The 18,235-nt window shown below is 59.8% G+C and carries 14 protein-coding genes; 12 read left to right on the top strand and 2 right to left on the bottom strand.

Annotated features, from left to right (window positions below):
• Positions 1-66 precede the first annotated feature (66 nt).
• Together HPT27_RS06790 and HPT27_RS06795 are read left to right on the top strand one after the other, a co-directional pair.
• Positions 67-1,410, top strand: a complete 1,344-nt coding sequence (locus tag HPT27_RS06790) for a heterodisulfide reductase-related iron-sulfur binding cluster (RefSeq protein WP_172240800.1) — start codon at positions 67-69, stop codon at positions 1,408-1,410.
• A gap of 55 nt (positions 1,411-1,465) precedes the next feature.
• Positions 1,466-2,041: a DUF3501 family protein gene (locus HPT27_RS06795; RefSeq protein ID WP_172240803.1), complete on the top strand. Its 576-nt coding sequence runs from the start codon at positions 1,466-1,468 to the stop codon at positions 2,039-2,041.
• A gap of 91 nt (positions 2,042-2,132) precedes the next feature.
• On the opposite strand, the gene HPT27_RS06800 is transcribed toward HPT27_RS06795, so the two are convergent.
• Together HPT27_RS06800 and HPT27_RS06805 are read right to left on the bottom strand one after the other, a co-directional pair.
• A complete protein-coding gene (locus tag HPT27_RS06800; protein ID WP_235950973.1) occupies positions 2,133-3,941 on the bottom strand; it encodes an ABCB family ABC transporter ATP-binding protein/permease in 1,809 nt (602 codons plus the stop codon).
• A gap of 168 nt (positions 3,942-4,109) precedes the next feature.
• Complete coding sequence (locus HPT27_RS06805; protein ID WP_172240809.1) at positions 4,110-5,027, bottom strand: LysR family transcriptional regulator; 918 nt, start codon at positions 5,025-5,027, stop codon at positions 4,110-4,112.
• 180 nt (positions 5,028-5,207) lie between these two features.
• Between HPT27_RS06805 and HPT27_RS06810 the strand changes: the two genes are divergently transcribed.
• The 10 genes from HPT27_RS06810 (at position 5,208) to HPT27_RS06855 (ending at position 18,177) form a co-directional block, all read left to right on the top strand.
• Complete coding sequence (locus tag HPT27_RS06810; RefSeq protein WP_172240812.1) at positions 5,208-6,122, top strand: MBL fold metallo-hydrolase; 915 nt, start codon at positions 5,208-5,210, stop codon at positions 6,120-6,122.
• Between the two features lie 89 nt (positions 6,123-6,211).
• Entirely contained in the window at positions 6,212-6,973 is a 762-nt protein-coding gene (locus tag HPT27_RS06815; RefSeq protein WP_407951134.1) for a DsbA family protein, read from the top strand.
• A gap of 337 nt (positions 6,974-7,310) precedes the next feature.
• Entirely contained in the window at positions 7,311-8,321 is a 1,011-nt protein-coding gene (gene ltaE / locus HPT27_RS06820; protein ID WP_211197874.1) for a low-specificity L-threonine aldolase, read from the top strand.
• Positions 8,322-8,585: 264 nt separating this feature from the next.
• On the top strand, positions 8,586-10,163 hold the full coding sequence (locus HPT27_RS06825; protein ID WP_172240818.1) for an EAL domain-containing protein: 1,578 nt from the start codon (positions 8,586-8,588) through the stop codon (positions 10,161-10,163).
• Between the two features lie 109 nt (positions 10,164-10,272).
• Positions 10,273-11,832, top strand: coding sequence for an EAL domain-containing protein (locus HPT27_RS06830; RefSeq protein WP_172240821.1), 1,560 nt, complete (start codon positions 10,273-10,275; stop codon positions 11,830-11,832).
• A 320-nt stretch (positions 11,833-12,152) separates the two neighbouring features.
• Positions 12,153-13,088, top strand: a complete 936-nt coding sequence (locus tag HPT27_RS06835; RefSeq protein ID WP_172240824.1) for a CPBP family intramembrane glutamic endopeptidase — start codon at positions 12,153-12,155, stop codon at positions 13,086-13,088.
• A 176-nt stretch (positions 13,089-13,264) separates the two neighbouring features.
• Complete coding sequence (locus HPT27_RS06840) at positions 13,265-14,005, top strand: PIN domain-containing protein (protein ID WP_172240827.1); 741 nt, start codon at positions 13,265-13,267, stop codon at positions 14,003-14,005.
• A 275-nt stretch (positions 14,006-14,280) separates the two neighbouring features.
• Positions 14,281-15,885 (top strand): DUF885 domain-containing protein, encoded by a 1,605-nt coding sequence (locus HPT27_RS06845; RefSeq protein ID WP_211197875.1) that lies wholly within the window; start codon positions 14,281-14,283, stop codon positions 15,883-15,885.
• A gap of 66 nt (positions 15,886-15,951) precedes the next feature.
• Positions 15,952-16,455 carry a DUF1579 domain-containing protein gene (locus HPT27_RS06850; RefSeq protein ID WP_172240830.1) on the top strand — a complete coding sequence of 168 codons (504 nt, stop codon included), beginning with the start codon at positions 15,952-15,954 and terminating at the stop codon, positions 16,453-16,455.
• Positions 16,456-17,085: 630 nt separating this feature from the next.
• Positions 17,086-18,177 (top strand): c-type cytochrome, encoded by a 1,092-nt coding sequence (locus tag HPT27_RS06855; protein ID WP_211197876.1) that lies wholly within the window; start codon positions 17,086-17,088, stop codon positions 18,175-18,177.
• The last annotated feature ends 58 nt before the right edge of the window (positions 18,178-18,235 follow it).

An 18,235-nucleotide genomic window follows, 5' to 3' on the forward strand; every position in this document is an offset into this window, starting at 1 on the left:
GATCGAGGTTGTGACCGGGACGCCGCCGGCTGCATTCACCGTCTGATTGATAGGCAAGGAGCTCGCATGTCAACCCGTGAAGGCAATCTGGAAGCGCCAACCCGTCATGCGATTGACTGGCAGGACCCGAAATACCACGACGCAGCCGATTGCGACAAAGAACTCGAACGCGTCTTCGACATCTGCCATGGCTGTCGCCGCTGCGTCTCGCTGTGCAACAGCTTCCCGACGCTATTTGATCTGGTCGACAACAGCAGCACACTAGAGGTCGATGGCGTCGACAAGAAAGATTTCATCAAGGTCGTTGATCAATGTTATCTCTGCGACCTCTGCTACATGACCAAATGCCCGTATGTGCCGCCGCATCCATGGAATCTGGATTTTCCGCATCTGATGCTGCGGGCCAAGGCGATCAAGTTCAACAACGGTGAGGTCAAGAAAAGCGAGCAGCTGCTCGCCAGCACCGATCTGCAAGGCCAGATCGCCGGCGTCCCGATAGTGGTGCAGGCGGCCAATGCCTTCACGGATCTGAAGCCGGTGCGCAAGCTGATGCAGCGCGCACTTGGAGTTCACCACAAAGCCTGGCTGCCGAAACTGGCGACGCGCACGTTGAGCCAGTCGGCCGCACCCAGTCAACCTGATCTGACACCGAGGAACGGTGAACGGACACCGGGCAAGGTGGCGATTTTTGCCACCTGCTATGTCAACAACAACGAGCCGCAAATTGGCCACGATTTGCTGAAGGTGCTGAGCCACAACGGCATCGCCTATCAGCTGGTCAACGAGGCCCGCTGCTGCGGCATGCCAAAACTGGAACTCGGTGATCTGGCGGCGGTGCGCAAGGCCAAGGAGGCCAATATTCCGCTGCTCGCGCAGAAGGCGCGCGAAGGCTACGCGCTGATGTCGCCGGTGCCGTCCTGTACGCTGATGTTCAAGCAAGAGTTGCCGCTGCTGTTCCCGGATGATCCGGAGGTCAAGCTGGTGCAAGACGCGATGTGGGACCCGTTCGAGTATCTGGTGGCCCGGCACAAGGACCGGCTGTTGCAAACCGATTTCAAAACCGAACTCGGCAACGTCTCCTACCACGTGCCCTGTCACGGCCGGGTGCAGAACATGGGCCGCAAAACCGAAGAACTGTTCAAGCTGGTGCCCGGCACAAAAATGACCGTCATCGAACGCTGCTCCGGTCATGCCGGCACTTATGGCGTGAAAACCGAGCACCATGCAACGGCAATGAAGATCGGCAAGCCGGTGGTCAAGGCCATGGCCACTGCTGAGGCCGATTACATGGCGTCCGATTGCCCACTGGCCGGCCACCATCTTGCCCAGGGCATGGATGAGCAGCAATTACCGAAACCGGCGTTGCAGCATCCGATCAGTCTGCTGCGTATTGCGTATGGACTGTCGTGAGCACAGCCGTTGGTATCACTGACAAACGGAACCCAGAGTTCCGGAGGAGTCGAGCATGATCCCGCGTGAGAGTCTGCTGTCACTGGAAAGCTACACCAAGATTCGGCCGCAGTTTCGCGCCGAGGTGATTCCGCACCGGCGCCTGCGCACCGTGCATCTGGGTGAGCACCTGACCTTTCAGTTCGAAGATGAAAAAACCATCCGTTACCAGATTCAGGAGATGCTGCGGGTGGAGAAAATCTTTGAAGAAGCCGGCATTCAGGATGAACTGGACGCCTACAACCCGCTGGTGCCGGAAGGTAAAAACTGGAAAGCCACACTGCTGATTGAATACCCGGAAGTCGAGCAGCGGCAGCGGGAGTTGGCGCGCTTGATTGGCGTCGAGGACAAGGTCTACGTCCAGGTTCAGGGGTTCGCCAAGATCTACGCCATCGCCGATGAAGATCTGGAGCGGGAAACCGCCGAGAAGACCTCATCCGTGCATTTTCTGCGCTTTGAATTCAGCGCCGATGAAATCACGGCCATCCGTGACGGCCGGCCGGTGCTGGTCGGCTGCGACCATCCGCATTATCCGGCATCGATGCCGATTCCGGCACCGACACTGGCCGCGCTGAAGCAAGACTTCGGTTGAACGTTGAACGTTGAACTTTGATCGTCACAAGTCGAGTGTTGCACATTGAGTCTTGCACGCCGCCGAACGGCGGCGTGCAATGCGACCGCGCTCAGCCCGTTACCGGCGACTCGATGCCGTCGGCCGCTTTTTCGGCAGCCTGCAATTGCAGCCGCCACATCGCCGCGTAATGGCTGTTGGCCGCGAGCAGATCGGCGTGCTTGCCACGCTCGATGATCCGGCCATGATCCAGCACCAGAATCTCGTCGGCATTCATCACCGTGGACAAGCGGTGGGCGATCACCAGCGTGGTGCGCCCGACCGCGATCCGATCCAGCTCTTCCTGAATCGCTTTCTCCGAGCGTGAATCCAGCGCTGAGGTCGCTTCATCAAAAATCAGAATCGCCGGATTTTTCAGCAAGGCGCGGGCAATCGCCACTCGCTGCTTCTCACCGCCTGAGAGTTTCAGGCCACGCTCGCCGACCTCGGTTTGATAACCGTCCGGCAAGGTGGTGATGAAATTGTGAATGTGGGCGGCACGCGCGGCGGCATACACTTCCTCGTCGGTTGCGTCCGGCCGGCCGTAGCGGATGTTGTACAGAATATTGTCGTTAAACAGCACGGTGTCCTGCGGCACGATGGCGATGGCGCTGCGCACCGAATCTTGGGTCAGATCACGGATATCCTGACCATCAATCCGGATGCTGCCGCTACCAACATCGTAAAACCGGTACAGCAAGCGGGCGAGCGTGGATTTGCCGCTACCGGAATGGCCGACCACAGCAATCGTTTCGCCCGGCGCCACGCGAAAGCTGACGCCGTGCAAAATTTCCCGCCGGCTGTCGTAACCGAAGTGGACATCATCAAAACGGACCTCGGCATTCTGGGTCTGTAGCTGCCTGGCATCGGGTTTGTCGGCGACTTCTTGCGGTTCATCAAGCAGACCGAACAGCCGCTCGATATTGGTCAGTGCCTGCTTCACTTCGCGGTACATCATGCCGAGAAAATTCAGCGGACTGGCCAATTGCAGCAAATAGGCATTGACCAGCACCAGATCGCCGATTGTCATCGCGCCCGAAACCACCCCGGCCGAGGCGCGCCACATCATCGCGGTAACGCCGAGGCTGATGATCGCAACCTGACCGGTATTCAAGATAGCCAGCGACTTCAACGCCTTGACGTTGGCATCTTCCTGCCGGATCAGCGTTTCATCGTAACGACGGGCTTCGTGCTCCTCGTTGTTGAAGTATTTGACGGTTTCGTAATTGAGCAGCGAGTCGACCGCCTTGGCGCTGGCGGCGGTGTTGGCTTCCACCGCTTGTTGATAAAACTTGTTGCGCCAGCGTGTGATCCGGAAGGTCCAATAGATATAGGCCATTAGTGTCAGCAGGGTAATCACAGCAAAGCCAGCGTCGTACTTGATGACCAGAACAATGGTGACCAGGCTCACTTCCAGAATGGTCGGCACAATCGTATACAGCGTCCAATCCAGCAGATCGGAAATGGCAGTGCCGCCGCGCTCGACATCACGCGAGACGCCGCCAGTGCGCCGGGCCAGATGAAAGCGCAAGGACAGCGCGTGCAAATGCCGGAACACCAGCAGCGTCACCGTGCGGGCGCTGCGGGCCATGACCCGGGCAAAAACAATCTGGCGCATTTCATTGAAGAAGCTGACCGACACCCGCGAGGCGCCGTAAGCAATCAATAGCGCCACCGGCAACACCAGCAGACTCGGCGCCACGTTCAGGCCATCGACCAGCGATTTCATCAGCATCGGCACGCCGAGGTTGGCGAGCTTGGAGCCCAGCAGGCAGCTGAGCGCCAAGGCAATGCGCCAGCGATACGGTTTCAGAAAAGGCAACAAGGTGCGGATCACGGCACGGCCGGTCTTGCCGTGTTGGTCGGGCTTGACCAGGGTCATATCGGGTGTGGCGGAGGCAGTCATGAGCAGGCGTTACCGAGGAAGGATTGGCGCTGATGATACGGCTTTGGCTGGCGCTTTGCTGGCGACGCACTGTCGCTGCTGACAGCGTGCTGGCGCGGTCTGCTTGGCGCGAGCGGGTTGTCACGGTTTGATTGCCGCGAGCTATTAGCGGGAGTTTTGCAATACCCGGTCCCAACTGGGGTGCGGGCCAAATTGTTCGACCAGAAAGTCGAGCAGGGTGCGCAGGGTCGCCGGGACATGCCGGCGTGAGGCGTAAACGCCGTAAATGTTCATCGACACCGGTTGCCAGTCCGGCAGCACCCGCACCAGGCTGCCCGCGTTGAGCAGCGGCGCCACCAGATAGGTCGGTTGCATTGCAATGCCGGCGTCGGCAAGCGTGGCGTGCAACAAGACCGTGGCTTCGTTGGCGCTCAATTTGCCGGCAACGCTGATCAGCTGCTCGTCATCGCCACAGCGCAGCCGCCACTGACTTTTGCCAAAGTAGGAATAGGTCAGGCAGTCGTGTTCGCTGAGTTCCGCCGGCGTCTGCGGTTGGCCCCGTTCGGCCAGATACGCTGGCGTGGCGCACAGCACCGAATGGCAGGGCGCCAGCCTTCGCGCGATCAGCGCCGGGTCGAGTTCATTGCTGATGCGCACTGCCAGATCAATCCGTTCCTCGACCAGATTGACTGTGCGATCGACCATCAGCAGATCGACTCGGGTTTGCGGGTAGCGACGCAAATAACGGCTGATGGCCGGCGCCAGCTGGGTCTGCCCGAACGACGAGCTGGTAGTGACACGGATGAGCCCGCGCGGCTCGACGTCACGCTGACCGGCGATCTGCTCGACATCATCGGCCAGTTCCAGCATCTGCCGGCAGCGCTGCAGGCAGGCGTCGCCGGCCTCGGTCAGCGACAACCGCCGCGTCGTCCGTTGCAGCAAGCGGGTGCCGAGCCAGCGCTCCAGCTCGGCGACGTAGCGGGTCGTCATCGCCCGCGACAGCTCCAGTTTGTCAGCCGCTGCCGTCAGGCTGCCGCGCTGGGCGACTTCGACAAAGACCCGCATGGCCATCAACCGATCCATCTCGTTCGCCCCATTCGCTCGATTTATGCAACAAACAAGCGCAGTTTGGCGGCTATATCCGGTCGAATCAAGCGCCTACAGTGCCGTCCATGCCGCGGCGACCACCGACGTTCACCGCCGCACCGGCCTTAACGCTTCAACCCCCGCGCCCCAGCCCCAACGGATTAACGGAGTCCTGCCATGACCAGCCTTACCCTGCAACGCACCCTGCTGCCCGGCCTGTTCGCGCTGGCGCTGACCAACACTGCTATGGCCAACTTGGCTAACGCCACGGAAGCCACACCCAGCAAAACCGCCGCTCTGACACTCAAGGTCTACAACGCCGACAGCAACAGTTTTCACGTCAATTCGGTGTTGCTGGCCGGCGAGCGCGACGCCGTGTTGATCGACGGTCAATTCACCCGCGTCGATGCCCACCGTCTGGTCGCTGATATTCTCGCCAGCCAGAAAAATCTGACCACGATTTACATCAGCCACGGTGATCCGGATTACTACTTCGGGCTCGAAGTAATCACCCAAGCTTTCCCGCAGGCAAAAGTTGTCGCGAGCCAGCCCACCGTCGACTGGATTCGCAATACCGTCGCCAAGAAAGTCGCGTTCTGGGGCCCGAAGCTCGGCGCCAACGGTCCGCAACAGCCGATCATTCCGTCGGTGTTGACGGGTGATGTGATCCTGCTCGAAGGTCATCGGCTGGAAATCAAAGGTCTGGATAGCGAGCTGCCAGCGCGCAGTTTTGTCTGGGTCCCGGACTTGCGCGCAGTGCTCGGTGGCGTCAACGTTTTTGCCGGTTTGCATCTGTGGACCGCTGATACCCAAACCCCGGAACTGCGCGCCGCCTGGAGTCGGGCACTGGAGCGGATAGCAGCGCTGCAACCGGCCATCGTGGTGCCCGGCCATGCCCAAGTTGGCGCTGCGCATGATCTGTCCGCCGTGCGCTACAGTCAGGCCTATCTGGCGACCTTCGAACGCGAGCTGGCCGGCGCCAAAGACAGCGCTGCGCTGATCGCCACCATGCAGCAGAAATACCCGGATGCCGGTTTGCCGATTGCGCTCGATATCGGCGCCAAAGTGAACACAGGTGAAATGAAATGGTAAGTGTCAGTACGACCGGCCCAACGTCAGATACGACGCCCGAAACGACGTCCGAAACCGAAAAGACTCGCGTCGCCACTGGCGGCGCGAGTCTGCACTATATTTTCGATCCGCTCTGCGGTTGGTGTTACGCCGCCGCGCCGCTACTTGAAGTGGCAGCGCAGTTGGCCGCGGCAGGATTGGGCTCAGCAGGTTCAGGTACAGCAGGTTCAGTCACAACGGGCTCAGCCACAGAAACAGCCAGCCGTTTTCGCGTTGTGTTGCACGCCGGCGGCATGATGATGGGCCGCCAGCGGCAAACGGTGACGCCGCGATTGCGCGACTACGTGCTGCCGCACGATGCCCGCATCGAGGCCATGACCGGCCAGCCATTTGGTGCAGCCTATCGCGACGGCTTGTTGCGCGACCCCAGCGCGGTTTTCGATTCCGAACCGCCGATCACCGCCATCCTCGCTGCCGAGCAACTCGCGGGTGCTGGTCTTGCGTTGCTCAAGCATCTGCAACGTGCGCACTACGTTCAAGGTCGGCGCATTGCGAATGCGGATGTACTGATCAACTGCGCCGAGGAAATCGGTTTGGCTGCTGCCCAGTTCACGCCGATGTTTGCCAGCCTGCAAGGCAACGCGACGCTGCAACATGTCGAACAAAGCCGACGCTTGCTCAGTGATGTCGGCGGTCGCGGTTTTCCGACCCTGGTACTGGAAACCGGCGGCACATTGACCGTGCTGCCATGGAGTCAGTATCTCGGCAAGCCGGAGCAATGGCGCGAATTCTTGCAGAATCAATTGCATGTTGTCGGTGTGCAAGGTGATCAAGCGCCATTGACCTGTGATCTGGATAGCGGCGCTTGTTGAAAACGTGGGTTTGTCTCAACAGCAAACTGCAGCATTTGCCCAGCTGCGCCAACTGGGGAACGAGCAGCTCCGTATTTTCTGCAATAGCCCTCTACTGAAACGTTGCCGCTCGAGCTAACGATTCGACAGCACCCCCTCCCCTGCAAAGGGGAGGGCCGGGGTGGGGTGATATCGCGACGAGCCCCGCCGACCATTGGTTGCTCGCAATACTGAAAGCTCCCGTCGGTCCAAACCATCCCAGACTCTCCGAGACCATCCAACACCATCCACCACTTTTTGAGTCACACACCGGCCCAGTGTTACTCTCTGCGCACGCCTGCCAACACCGTGTGCTCCCATGTCTGAAAAACTGATCGATCTGCGCAGTGACACCGTCACCCGTCCCAGCAATGCCATGCGCCTGGCCATGGCCGATGCCGAAGTCGGTGACGATGTTTTTGGTGACGATCCCACCGTCAACCGGCTGCAGGCCACATTGGCGGAGCGGCTCGGCTTCGAGGCCGGTCTGTTTGTCCCGAGCGGCACTCAATCCAATCTCATCGCCCTGCTTAGCCATTGCCAGCGCGGTGATGAATATATCGTCGGCCAGGATGCCCACACCTACAAATACGAAGCCGGCGGCGCCGCGGTGCTCGGCAGCATTCAGCCGCAGCCGATTGAACATGCCGCCGATGGCACACTGCCGCTCAATAAAATCGAAGCGGCAGTCAAACCAGACGATGCCCACTTTGCCCGCACACGCTTGCTGGCATTGGAAAATACCTGGCACGGAAAAGTGCTGCCGCAAGACTACGTCGAGCAGGCGACCGCGCTGGCGCGCAAAAAAGGCTTGAGCTGTCATCTGGATGGCGCGCGTTTTTTCAATGCCGTGGTCGCCAGTGGCAAATCGGAACGCGCGCTGGCGCAGCCGTTTGACAGCGTGTCGATCTGCCTGTCCAAAGGCTTGGGCGCACCGGTAGGCTCGGTGCTGCTTGGCAACAAGGACTTCATCCACAGCGCCAAACGTTGGCGCAAGATGGTCGGCGGCGGCATGCGTCAGGCCGGCATTCTGGCTGCCGCCGGTTTGTATGCACTGCAGCACAATGTTGCGCGGTTGGCAGATGATCACGCCAACGCCAAACGCTTGGCCGAGGGCCTCGCCGGTTTGCCCGGCATCACGGCCGAACCGGTGCAGACCAATATGGTGTTTCTGAATGTCGCGCCGGAGCGCGCGTCCGCTTTTACGGAGCATTTGAAGCAACACGGCATTGTCAGCACCGGCCTGTATCGCTTGCGACTAGTCACCCATCTGGATGTCAGCGCCGCCGATATCGAGCGCGTGATTGCTGTCATTCGGGCCTTTGTCTGAAGGTCAGACAATTGGCTTGCGCACCGCTGCCAATGAGCGCAGGCACAATTGTGACAAAGTGTCCAAGCGGCTCGCCGCCGCCTGAAGTGGCTGTCTATACTCGGTGCCAGCCCGCACGGGGCGAATGGCAGTCGGCACCACGCGGTCGCCGTCATCAGCAGCGAGAGGGCAGTTTGTGCCGGCGATAGGCAGTCACCATCACCACGGACTGGTCTGCGAACGCAGCAAGCGGTCCGGCCCTGTGCGATGCAAGGTGTTCGCGCTGTGAACAAGGGCATGGTGGTGCTCGCGCTGGCCGTGGGCTTGGTGGCCACCACGATTCCGCTGGCCGTGTCGGTGTATCTGGCCAACCGGCAAAGTGTCGAAGATGAGCAGCAGCGGGCGCTCGCCATTGCCAATGAAGTTCGCCGGCGCAGTGATAACGTGGCCGAGCAAATTTACGCTGCGCTGGCGCACCTCAAGCAAGTCGATCCCGATCACAGTTGTTCACCGGCCAGTCTGGCGGCCATGCAGGCCATTGATCTGGGCGCCAGCTATTTGCAGTTGGTCGGCCATATCAGTGACAACCATTTGCGCTGTTCATCTCAAGGTTTACACGAAAAAGGGATTTATCTCGGGCCGCCGGATTACGTCAGCGGCAAGGGCTATTCCATTCGCCGGTCGGTCGAGCTGGTGCCGGGGTCAGGGCGGCATTTCTTTGTCTCGGAAGTAAATGGCTTTGCCGCATTGGTACATCGCGATCTGGCCATCGACGTGTTCGCCAGCGAAGCTGACATTGGGGTCGGCTTGGTGGGCTACACCAGCCGGCAACTGGTCGCCAATCGCGGCGACTTTTCCGCTGAGTGGTTGGCGCACATGCCGGCCCAAGGCAGCACGCATTTCTTTGATGGCAAGCACACTATTGCCATGGTGCGCTCGACGGTGGGCGATTTCGTCGCCTATGCCAGCATTCCCGCCCAACATTTGCATGGCCGCATGTGGGAGTTGGCGCTTTGGTCCTTGCCGCTCGGTCTGGTGGTTGGTGTGCTGTTGACAGTGCTGATCTTGCGCACGGCGCGCGCGCAAAGCTCAATGAAAGCACAGCTGCAAACTGCATTGGCGCGCAACGAACTGTTCCTGCAATACAAGCCCTTGTTTGAACTGGCAACCGGCCGCTGCTGCGGGGTCGAGGCCGTTGTGCGCTGGCGTAGGCGTGACGGCGCCATTGTCCGGCCCGGGTTGTTTTTGCCGGTGGCGGAATCCGTTGGCCTGATGCCCGCCATTACCGAGCGCGTGCTGAATTTGATCGGTCACGATCTGCGCCGGCTGTTGCAACAACGGCCCGAGTTCTGGGTTGCCGTCAATGTTTCGGCCATCGACATCGAAAACCCGGCGTTGCCGGCGCAGCTGCAGCAACTGACGGCAAAGCTGGGTTTACCGCCGGCACAGCTGCTGGTGGAAATTACCGAACGCGGTTTTCTGCATGCCGAGCAAGTGCAGCCGCAGGTGGCCGCCATTCGTGCGGTCGGCTGCCGGGTCGCGGTCAATGATTTTGGCACCGGCTTTTCCACGCTGTCGCATCTCGAACGGTTCACGCTGGACTTTCTAAAAATTGATCGCGCGTTCGTCAGTACAGTAGGCACCGACGCCGCGACCAGCCAGGTGGTGCAGCACATCATCGCCATCGGCAAGGCGTTGCAGCTGGAAATGATTGCCGAAGGCATTGATAGCCAGTCCCAACTTGAACAGATGCAACGTGCCGGCGTGCGCTACGCCCAGGGGCAGTGGTTCGGTCAGCCGATGACGGCAGCAGATCTGGCGCAGCAGTTGAACGTGAGCATGGCCGCAGATGCTTCGTTATGAGAAATCGCTGACCGAAAGGGTTTTCTGAACTGTAATCGATTAGCGCATTGCCACGAAATGCGGTGGTGACAGTCGCCGCAGCATGGCAAAAGAACAGGGGTTTTTTAGCGTGGTAAAGCGAGTGGCAGCATTGGCGCTGACAGTGGGGCTGGTGGCGAGTATCGCACCGGCACTCATCTCGCTTTACCTGGCTAACAGCCAAAGCATCAAAGAGGAGCAGCATTATGCCGAGGTGTTGGCAACGGAGGTCTTGCGGCGCAGTGATGAGTCCAGTCGACAAATCATTGCCGCCATCGATACGCTGCAAAACCTGGATCCGGCGCACCCGTGTTCTGCCGTCAATCTGAAAGCGATGGCCGATATCGACAGTGCTTCACCGTATCTGCAAACCGTGGGTCATGTTCGCAACAACTACCTCGAATGCAGCGCCTACGGCTTGCATGGCGAGCGCTTCCCGGTCGGTGCCCCCGATTACATCAGTGGTAATGGCTATGCAACGCGCATCAATGTCGAGTTGCCGCCGGGCTCGGGGCATTTCTACGCCATGTCGGAAAAAGGCGGCTTTGCCGCCGTGGTTCATCGCGGCCTGAGTACCGAAGTATTTGTCGACGACCCCGGCATTGCGCTCGGCAGTTTTGCCCGCAGCAGCAAGAAGACGCTGCTGTCACGCGGCCCGTTTGATGCGCGCTGGATTGACCGGCTGGGCGAGCGCGAGCGGGTGGCCTTTTGGGGTGGCGACTACACGGTCGCCATCATTCGTTCGACTGTTGGCGACTATGCCTCGTACGCGGCCATTCCCGCTCGCCAGTTGGCGCTTCGTCAGCAACAACTGGCGCTGCGCATGGTACCTATCGGCGTGCTGTGTGGCTTGGTTCTGGCGCTGATCATCTGGCGGCTGGCGGTGGCGCAGTCGTCCATGCCAAACCAGATCCGGGCAGCGCTGCGACGCAACGAATTTTTCCTGCAGTATCAACCGCTGGTGGAATTGCAAAGCGGTCGCTGGGTGGGCGCCGAAGCGTTAATCCGCTGGCGGCGCAGTGATGGCGAATGGGTGCGACCCGATGTGTTTATCCCGGTGGCGGAAGAATCGGATTTGATCCTGCGCCTGACCGAGCGGGTCTTGCAGCTGGCCGGTAACGACATGAAACCGGTTTTTGCCCGTTATCCCGAATTTCATGTCGCGATCAACGTGTCGGCAAAAGACATCGAGTCGCCGCAACTGTTGCCGGCGCTCGGCAATCTGCTGCAGGACGGTGCTGCCGAACCGCACAACATCGTGATCGAAGCGACCGAGCGCGGCTTTCTCGACGCCGAGGTCGCGCGGTCCCGGGTGACGGCGCTGCGGGCAATGGGTTGCAAGGTCGCGATTGATGATTTTGGTACTGGCTATTCCAGCCTTGCCTACCTTGAAAAATTCGCCGTTGATTATCTGAAGATCGACAAATCCTTCGTCGATACGCTCGGCACCGACGCCCCGACCAGTCAAGTGGTCCGCCATATCATCGAGATGGCGAAATCCCTGAACTATCTGATGATTGCTGAAGGCGTTGAGACCGGCGAACAAGCCAGCTTCCTGCGCGCGCACGGTGTGCAATATGCCCAAGGCTGGCTGTTCGCCAAGCCCATGGCCGTGAGCGATCTGTTGAACCAGCTTGCCACCAAAGCCTGAGCTCGTGTGACCGAACGCGTGAATGATCCGAGCACGCCATGACGGTGCTGAACCAGACATCAATCATGAGGCCCCGGCCGCCGTTTGTGGTGAGCTCGTGCCATTGGTATATCCTGCTGTCATCGAATCACAGCAGACCGGAAGCTCAGCCAGCCGGCAGCGGAAATCATCGGTAACAGTTTTCGCACGGCCGTCGCGAACCTGAACGCTCGGCTTGTGTTCAGCTAGGCGCCGCTCGCGCAAGTGCGCGCTGGCGTGAATCAGCATGACCGCGTCCGGTCAGGCAAAGATCACATCGCAGTCTTCAAGGTAAAGATGTCATGAAGCGGAATCTCATCGCGCCGGTAGCTGTGCTCAGCTATCTCGGCATTTATGCGTTGTCACTGTTACTGCTTGGTCGTTCACAGTCGTTTGAAGCCGGTGAATACCTTGCTGTGTTGCTGATCTTTGGCATTGGCCTGTCCGTTGCCGCCTGGCTCGTCACCATCGGCATCAAACCGGTTGCTGCCGTGGTGCATCAGCCGGGCAAGGAATTCGGCGCAATCGCCGGCTATCTGCTGCTGTTTTCCTTACTGTTTCTGGGTTGGGGCTTGAGCGCACTGAAAGCCTTGGTGACCGCAGAGCAACCGCAAGAAGTTGTTATCTTGTTGGCAAAGCTGGCGGCCATGGTACTGATTCCGGCGTGGCTCTTCACCCGCATGGGTTATCGTTGGCGCGACCTGTTTGGCAGATTCAGTTTGGGTTCACTCGGTTCCGGCCGCAGTGGCTGGCGCGTGCTGATCATCATGGCCGTTTTGCTACTTGGCCTGCAGTTGTTGATCGGGCAGGGGCCCAAGCGTATCGCGGCACTGGAGCAGCCGGGCTGGCTTGTTGCCGTCATGGCGCCGCTGGCATTGCTGTGGATGAGCCTCGAAGCCGGCCTGACCGAAGAATTTCTGTTCCGGGTGTTGCTGCAAACCCGCGCTGCCCAATTCTTTCGTTCCGAAACAGTCGGCATTGTCGTGATGGCGCTGTTGTTCGGCCTCGCCCATGCCCCCGGCTATGTATTGCGCGGTGCTTATGCCATGGAAGGCATGTCCGGCGCGCCCGATGTGTTCACCGCCATGGCTTATACCGTTGTCGTGGTCTCGCCGATTGGCCTGATGTTCGGTGTGCTGTGGGCGCGCACCCGGAATCTGTTGTTGCTGGTGCTGCTGCATGGCTGGACGGATTTGATTCCCAATCTGGCGCCTTTCATCAAGACCTGGTTGGGTTAAGCATGGGGTTGAGCTTAGGGTTCGGTTGAGGTTGGGGTTGGATTTGCTATAGGCCGCGCTGATTGCATTCCATGCACGGTCAACCAGAACCGCTCGCCGGGGGAATTGTCAGCCGGCACCGGACTGCCGTAGTCTTGCCCAACGCAGGCGCTACGGCACGTTGAAAGGATGCAGCTATGAACTGGGCCTTTGTCGACTATGAAAACGTCCGGTCGCTGGAGTCGGTAAACCTTGCCGCCTACCAGCGGGTGTTGGTGTTCTGCGGGCCGCAGAACAAGAGCATCAAGTTTGATGCCTTGCCCGCCTCAGGCGTGTGCCACGTTGATCTCATCACCGTGCCGACCTCCAGCAAAAACAACGTCGACTTTCATTTGGCATTTCATATGGGTATCGAGCACCAGCGCGCTGCCACCGACATCAACTTTCATGTGATCTCGAATGACAAAGGCTATCAGGGCTTGATCAACCATCTGGAATTGCTGGGCCGCAGTTGCAAGTTGGTTGAACCAAATGCCGCAAGCAAAGTGACGGCCAAGAAGTCGCCAGCCAAAAAACCGGCCGCCAAGTCTGAGCCAGCGGGCAAAGCGGCAACACAAGTTGCAAAATCTACGTCAAACAAGGCTGCTGCTGGCACCAAGGCATCAGCCAAAACCAAACCAAAACCCGTCACCAAAGTAAAAATCAAGGCCAACAACGCCGCTGCCCTGTCAGAAGCCGCCAGCAAATTGTTCGCGCAGTTGCAAGTGACCGGCGCCAACCGGCCAAAATCCAAAGCCAGAATTCTGAGCTGGCTGAAAAGCCATGTGAAGAGTTTGCACATGACCCCCGAGCCAATCCCGGAAACCATCCTCGCGGAATGGAAGCTTGCCGGCATGGTGACGCTTACCGGCAGCACGGTGAGCTACTCCGATGCCTAGTGCTGTTCCGGTGAAAGACGCAGGCTAATCACGTCGGACCCTGTGACCGCGCGTTTCTTGTTTATCGTCGCGTAATTTCTCCCGCCCGCTATCCGGGTTTGTCGACAGCTACGCGCCGGTGTACATTGCCCGCATGCTGGCTTGTCGATTTGTTTGCCTTCCGCACCGCACCATAGCAAGCCGTTTGAGAGCCGGTCCGAATTCCGTTTGTGTCGCGCGCCGCTAATCGCGGCAGCTGCGAGGCCCGTATTGTTACCGCATGCGCAGGAACCATCATGCTCAGCACCCTGATGCACGGCGTTCACGCCGTTGACCAATCCTATATCGATCCCGCTGCCGCGGAAAAAGGCCACCAGCAACTGGTTAAACTTTTTCACGACTGGCGCGCGTTTGAGCGGCCGCCCTTGCGCGACGGCGCGCCAGATTACACCGCGGCCCGGTTCACGGCGGCGCACGCCGAGCTCAAGCACTATCAGGCCCGGCTGCATGCAATCGACACCAGCCAATGGCCGGTTGATAAACAGGTGGATTGGCAGATCGTCCAGGCGGAGATGAACGGTTTTGATTTCAATCACCGGGTCTTGCAACCCTGGGTCCGCGATCCGGCGTTCTACCAGACGCTGTGGATGGAGCAGAGCGATGTGCCGGATCATGAGGGGCCAACCAATCACGCCACCGTCGAAGTCTGGCAATACCGCTTTCCGCTGTCGCCCGCTGATCAAGACAAGCTGGCGCGCGAGCTTGCCGTCATCCCGCCGCTGCTGAAGCAGGCGCGCGAAAACCTGAACGGCAACGCCAAAGATTTATGGAATGCCGGCATCAACAACATGGTGCAGCAGCAGGCCGATCTGCAATGGTTGGCCGAACAAACGCAGGCGAACGCCAGCGACGCGCTCAAAGCCGCCATCGCTGCCGGCATGACGGCCACTGCCGAATTTACCCGCTGGCTGCAAGCGCAAGCGCCCAGCAAAACCGGCCCGTCCGGTATCGGCAAGGAAAACTACACCTGGTACCAGCAGCATGTGCATCTGGTGCCGCTGACCTGGGATCAGGAAGTGGCGCTGCTGCAACGCGAGCTGGATCGCGCCTGGGCCAACCTGAAGCTGGAAGAGCAGCGCAACGCCCATCTTCCGCCAATGAAAGCCGCCAACACACCAGCGGAATACGCTCAGCTCGCTGACCATTCCGCCAGCAAACTGATGCGCTTTCTGGCCGCCAAGCAAGTGATGCCAATCAAGGCCAACATGGAACCGGCCCTGCGCGCACACCTGCTGGACTTTGTGCCAGAAGACAAACGCAATTTCTTTGATATCGGCCGTCACTACGACCCGCTGCCGCAGTACTGCCACTGGTATCACTGGTTCGAGCTGGCGCAAGTGCGCGATGAACCGCATGTGAGCCCGATCCGTCGCGGCCCTTTGCTGTACAACATCTGGGACAGCCGCAACGAAGGCATCGCCACCGGCGTGGAAGAAATGTTCATGCACATGGGCCTGCATGACGACAACCCGCGCACACGCGAAATCGTCTGGACCATGCTCGCCCAGCGCGCGGCCCGTGGCCTCGGTTCGCTGTATGCCCACGCCAACCTGATGACCATGGAAGAGGCGAGCCAGGTGCACCTGCAATGGACGCCGCGCAACTGGATGCGACGCGAGCCCGAACTGCTCAAGTTTGAGCAGCACCTGTACCTGCGCCAACCAGGCTATGGCACCAGCTACGTGGTCGGCAAATACCTGATCGAACGCTTGATGGCACAGCGCGCCAAACAATTGGAGCAGCAGAACAAGCCGTTTGTCATGAAGGATTTTTTCCAAGCCTTCAATGACTACGGCAATATCCCGGTAGCGCTGACCAACAAGCAGTTGTTGGCAAGTTGAAGGGCCGGATATTGCAATCACCATCGCCCCGCGGTTTTGCGGGGCCAGAAAACAAAAGGGAATTCCATGGCTCTGCCACATGAACACACCGCGCCCACCGACTTTGATTTCATCATCGGCGACTGGCAGGTTCAGCACCGACGCCTGAATTCGCGTTTGACCGGCTGCACCGAGTGGACCACGTTTCGCGGGCTCAGCTCCACCCGCCATCTTCTCGGTGGTTACGGCAACGTCGAAGACAATATTCTGCAATTTCCGGAAGGCGATGTGCGCGCGGCAGCTTTGCGCTCGTTCAATCGCGAAACCCGGAATTGGGCCATCTGGTGGCTCGATGGTCGCAGCCCGCATCAACTCGACACTCCGGTCATTGGCGGCTTCACTGGCGACACCGGTGAGTTTTTCGCCAACGACACCCTGCGCGGCATGCCGATCAAAGTGCGCTTTGTCTGGCGCAAAAACACCGGCGATAACCCAAGCTGGGAGCAAGCGTTCTCGCCAGATGCCGGCGCCACCTGGGAAACCAACTGGACCATGGTGTTCTCACGGCTCGATCCGAAAACCGCAAGCTGACCGAACGGTTCGCCGAATGTGACAGACGAAACGACGTGGGCTTTCCCCCTCTCCCTCGACGGGGCGAAAGCGGATATTGACGAAGCACTGCTTCGTCCCGCCGAAACGCCACGAATCAGCGAGCGGCTGGGACGTGGCGTCCCCCTCTCCCTTGACGGGAGAGGGCCGGGGAGAGGGTGAATCTCTCCGCACATACCAACCTCCACTACCGAGTAAGTCCCAAGCCCACCCTCTCCCTTAATCCCTCTCCCATCAAGGGAGAGGGCAAAACAAAGCGACCATCAACATTCAACAGTGCGGTGTGTGCGAGTGGCTGTGCAGCGCACGGCCTTTTCCCCCTCTCCCTTGACGGGGCGAAGGCGAATATTGACGAAGCGCCACGAATCAGCGAGCGGCTGGGGGTGATGTTTTCCCCCTCCCCCTCGACGGGGGAGGGCCGGGGAGAGGGTGAATCCTCCCGCCCAAACAACTGCCCACTATCCCCAACAAACCCATGCCCCCAACAATCCCACGTCCCAACACCATGCTGCGCCGCCGCGTGACCTCAACACCAAGAAAGCAGTACTAGAAAACTCCCGCTCACACGGTATGCTGTGGCAAAACCCGCCCGCATTCCCGAAAGGATTCCCCGTGACCCGCTTCGCTCTTGTTGCACTGCCACTGCTGGCCGCTTTCGCCCTGCCAATCACCCACGCTGCCGAACCCACCGGCCTGCCGCCGGTGCGCAAACTCACGCCTGAGCAAAGCGAGCGCGCTGCCGCCAATTACCAAAAATACTGCGTGCTCTGCCACGGCGCCGACCGGCAAGGCCACGTCAACGATCACGCGCCGTCACTGCGCAGCAAATCGCTGTTCGAATCCGGCATTCCGCACGCGGTGCTGCGGCCCATCCAATACGGCCGGCAAGGCACCGCCATGGGCGGCTACCTCGATGAAGCCGGCGGCCCAATGACGCTCGATGAAACCTGGGACCTGACCTTCTGGCTGTTCGAGCAATCCGGCGTCGAGCGCGCCGCGCTGACCACCGAACCCGTGCACGGTGATGTCGCCCGCGGCGGCGAGCTCTACCAAAAAGAATGCGCAGCCTGCCACGGCAGCAACGGTGAAGGCATCAGCGCACCGGCACTCGGCAATCCATCGGCGCTCGCGCACAACAGCGACGAGTTCATTCGTTACGCCATCCAGAACGGTCGCGATGGCACCCCAATGCAACCGTTCAAAGACAAACTCTCCGCCGACGACATCAACAGCCTCACCGCTTTCCTGCGCAGCCGCGCTGGCGGCTGGAAGGCCACCGAAACCGTGCTGCAGCCATTGCCGACGCCCGACAAGTTCGTGCTCAACCCGGCCGGTAAAGATCCAAGCTTTACGCTGAAAGACAATCTCTATGTGTCCGCTGCCGATCTGGCCGCCGCGCTCACCGCCAAGCAGCGCATTGTGCTGCTCGACACCCGCGTCACCTCCGTCTGGCAAACCGCCCACATCGAAGGCTCTTTCCCGCTGCCCTATTACTCCGACTTTGACACCGTCACCGCCGCCCTGCCCAAAGACGTGATGATCGTCGCGTACTGCTCCTGCCCACGCGCCGCCGCCGAATACGTCACCAGCAAATTGCGCGAACGTGGCTACAACAAATCAGCGGTGTTGTATGAAGGGATTTATGGCTGGATGAATCTGGGATATCCGGTGGTGCGGGGAGCGGTGGTGGATAAAGGGCTCTGACCCCTTTGATTGTGGATAAGGGAAGCTGATCCCCTTCCACGACTCCGCAGCCGGCCCA

This window comes from Permianibacter fluminis, from assembly GCF_013179735.1.
Lineage (GTDB): Bacteria > Pseudomonadota > Gammaproteobacteria > Enterobacterales > Permianibacteraceae > Permianibacter > Permianibacter fluminis.

What these genes read in the sequence shown, in the direction of transcription:
- HPT27_RS06790 (WP_172240800.1), top strand. Translation starts at nt 67, where the DNA reads ATGTCAACCCGTGAAGGCAATCTGGAAGCGCCAACCCGTCATGCGATT.
- HPT27_RS06800 (WP_235950973.1), bottom strand. Translation starts at nt 3,941, where the DNA reads ATGACCCTGGTCAAGCCCGACCAACACGGCAAGACCGGCCGTGCCGTG.
- HPT27_RS06795 (WP_172240803.1), top strand. Translation starts at nt 1,466, where the DNA reads ATGATCCCGCGTGAGAGTCTGCTGTCACTGGAAAGCTACACCAAGATT.
- HPT27_RS06805 (WP_172240809.1), bottom strand. Translation starts at nt 5,027, where the DNA reads ATGGATCGGTTGATGGCCATGCGGGTCTTTGTCGAAGTCGCCCAGCGC.
- HPT27_RS06810 (WP_172240812.1), top strand. Translation starts at nt 5,208, where the DNA reads ATGACCAGCCTTACCCTGCAACGCACCCTGCTGCCCGGCCTGTTCGCG.
- HPT27_RS06840 (WP_172240827.1), top strand. Translation starts at nt 13,265, where the DNA reads ATGAACTGGGCCTTTGTCGACTATGAAAACGTCCGGTCGCTGGAGTCG.
- ltaE (WP_211197874.1), top strand. Translation starts at nt 7,311, where the DNA reads ATGTCTGAAAAACTGATCGATCTGCGCAGTGACACCGTCACCCGTCCC.
- HPT27_RS06835 (WP_172240824.1), top strand. Translation starts at nt 12,153, where the DNA reads ATGAAGCGGAATCTCATCGCGCCGGTAGCTGTGCTCAGCTATCTCGGC.
- HPT27_RS06845 (WP_211197875.1), top strand. Translation starts at nt 14,281, where the DNA reads ATGCTCAGCACCCTGATGCACGGCGTTCACGCCGTTGACCAATCCTAT.
- HPT27_RS06850 (WP_172240830.1), top strand. Translation starts at nt 15,952, where the DNA reads ATGGCTCTGCCACATGAACACACCGCGCCCACCGACTTTGATTTCATC.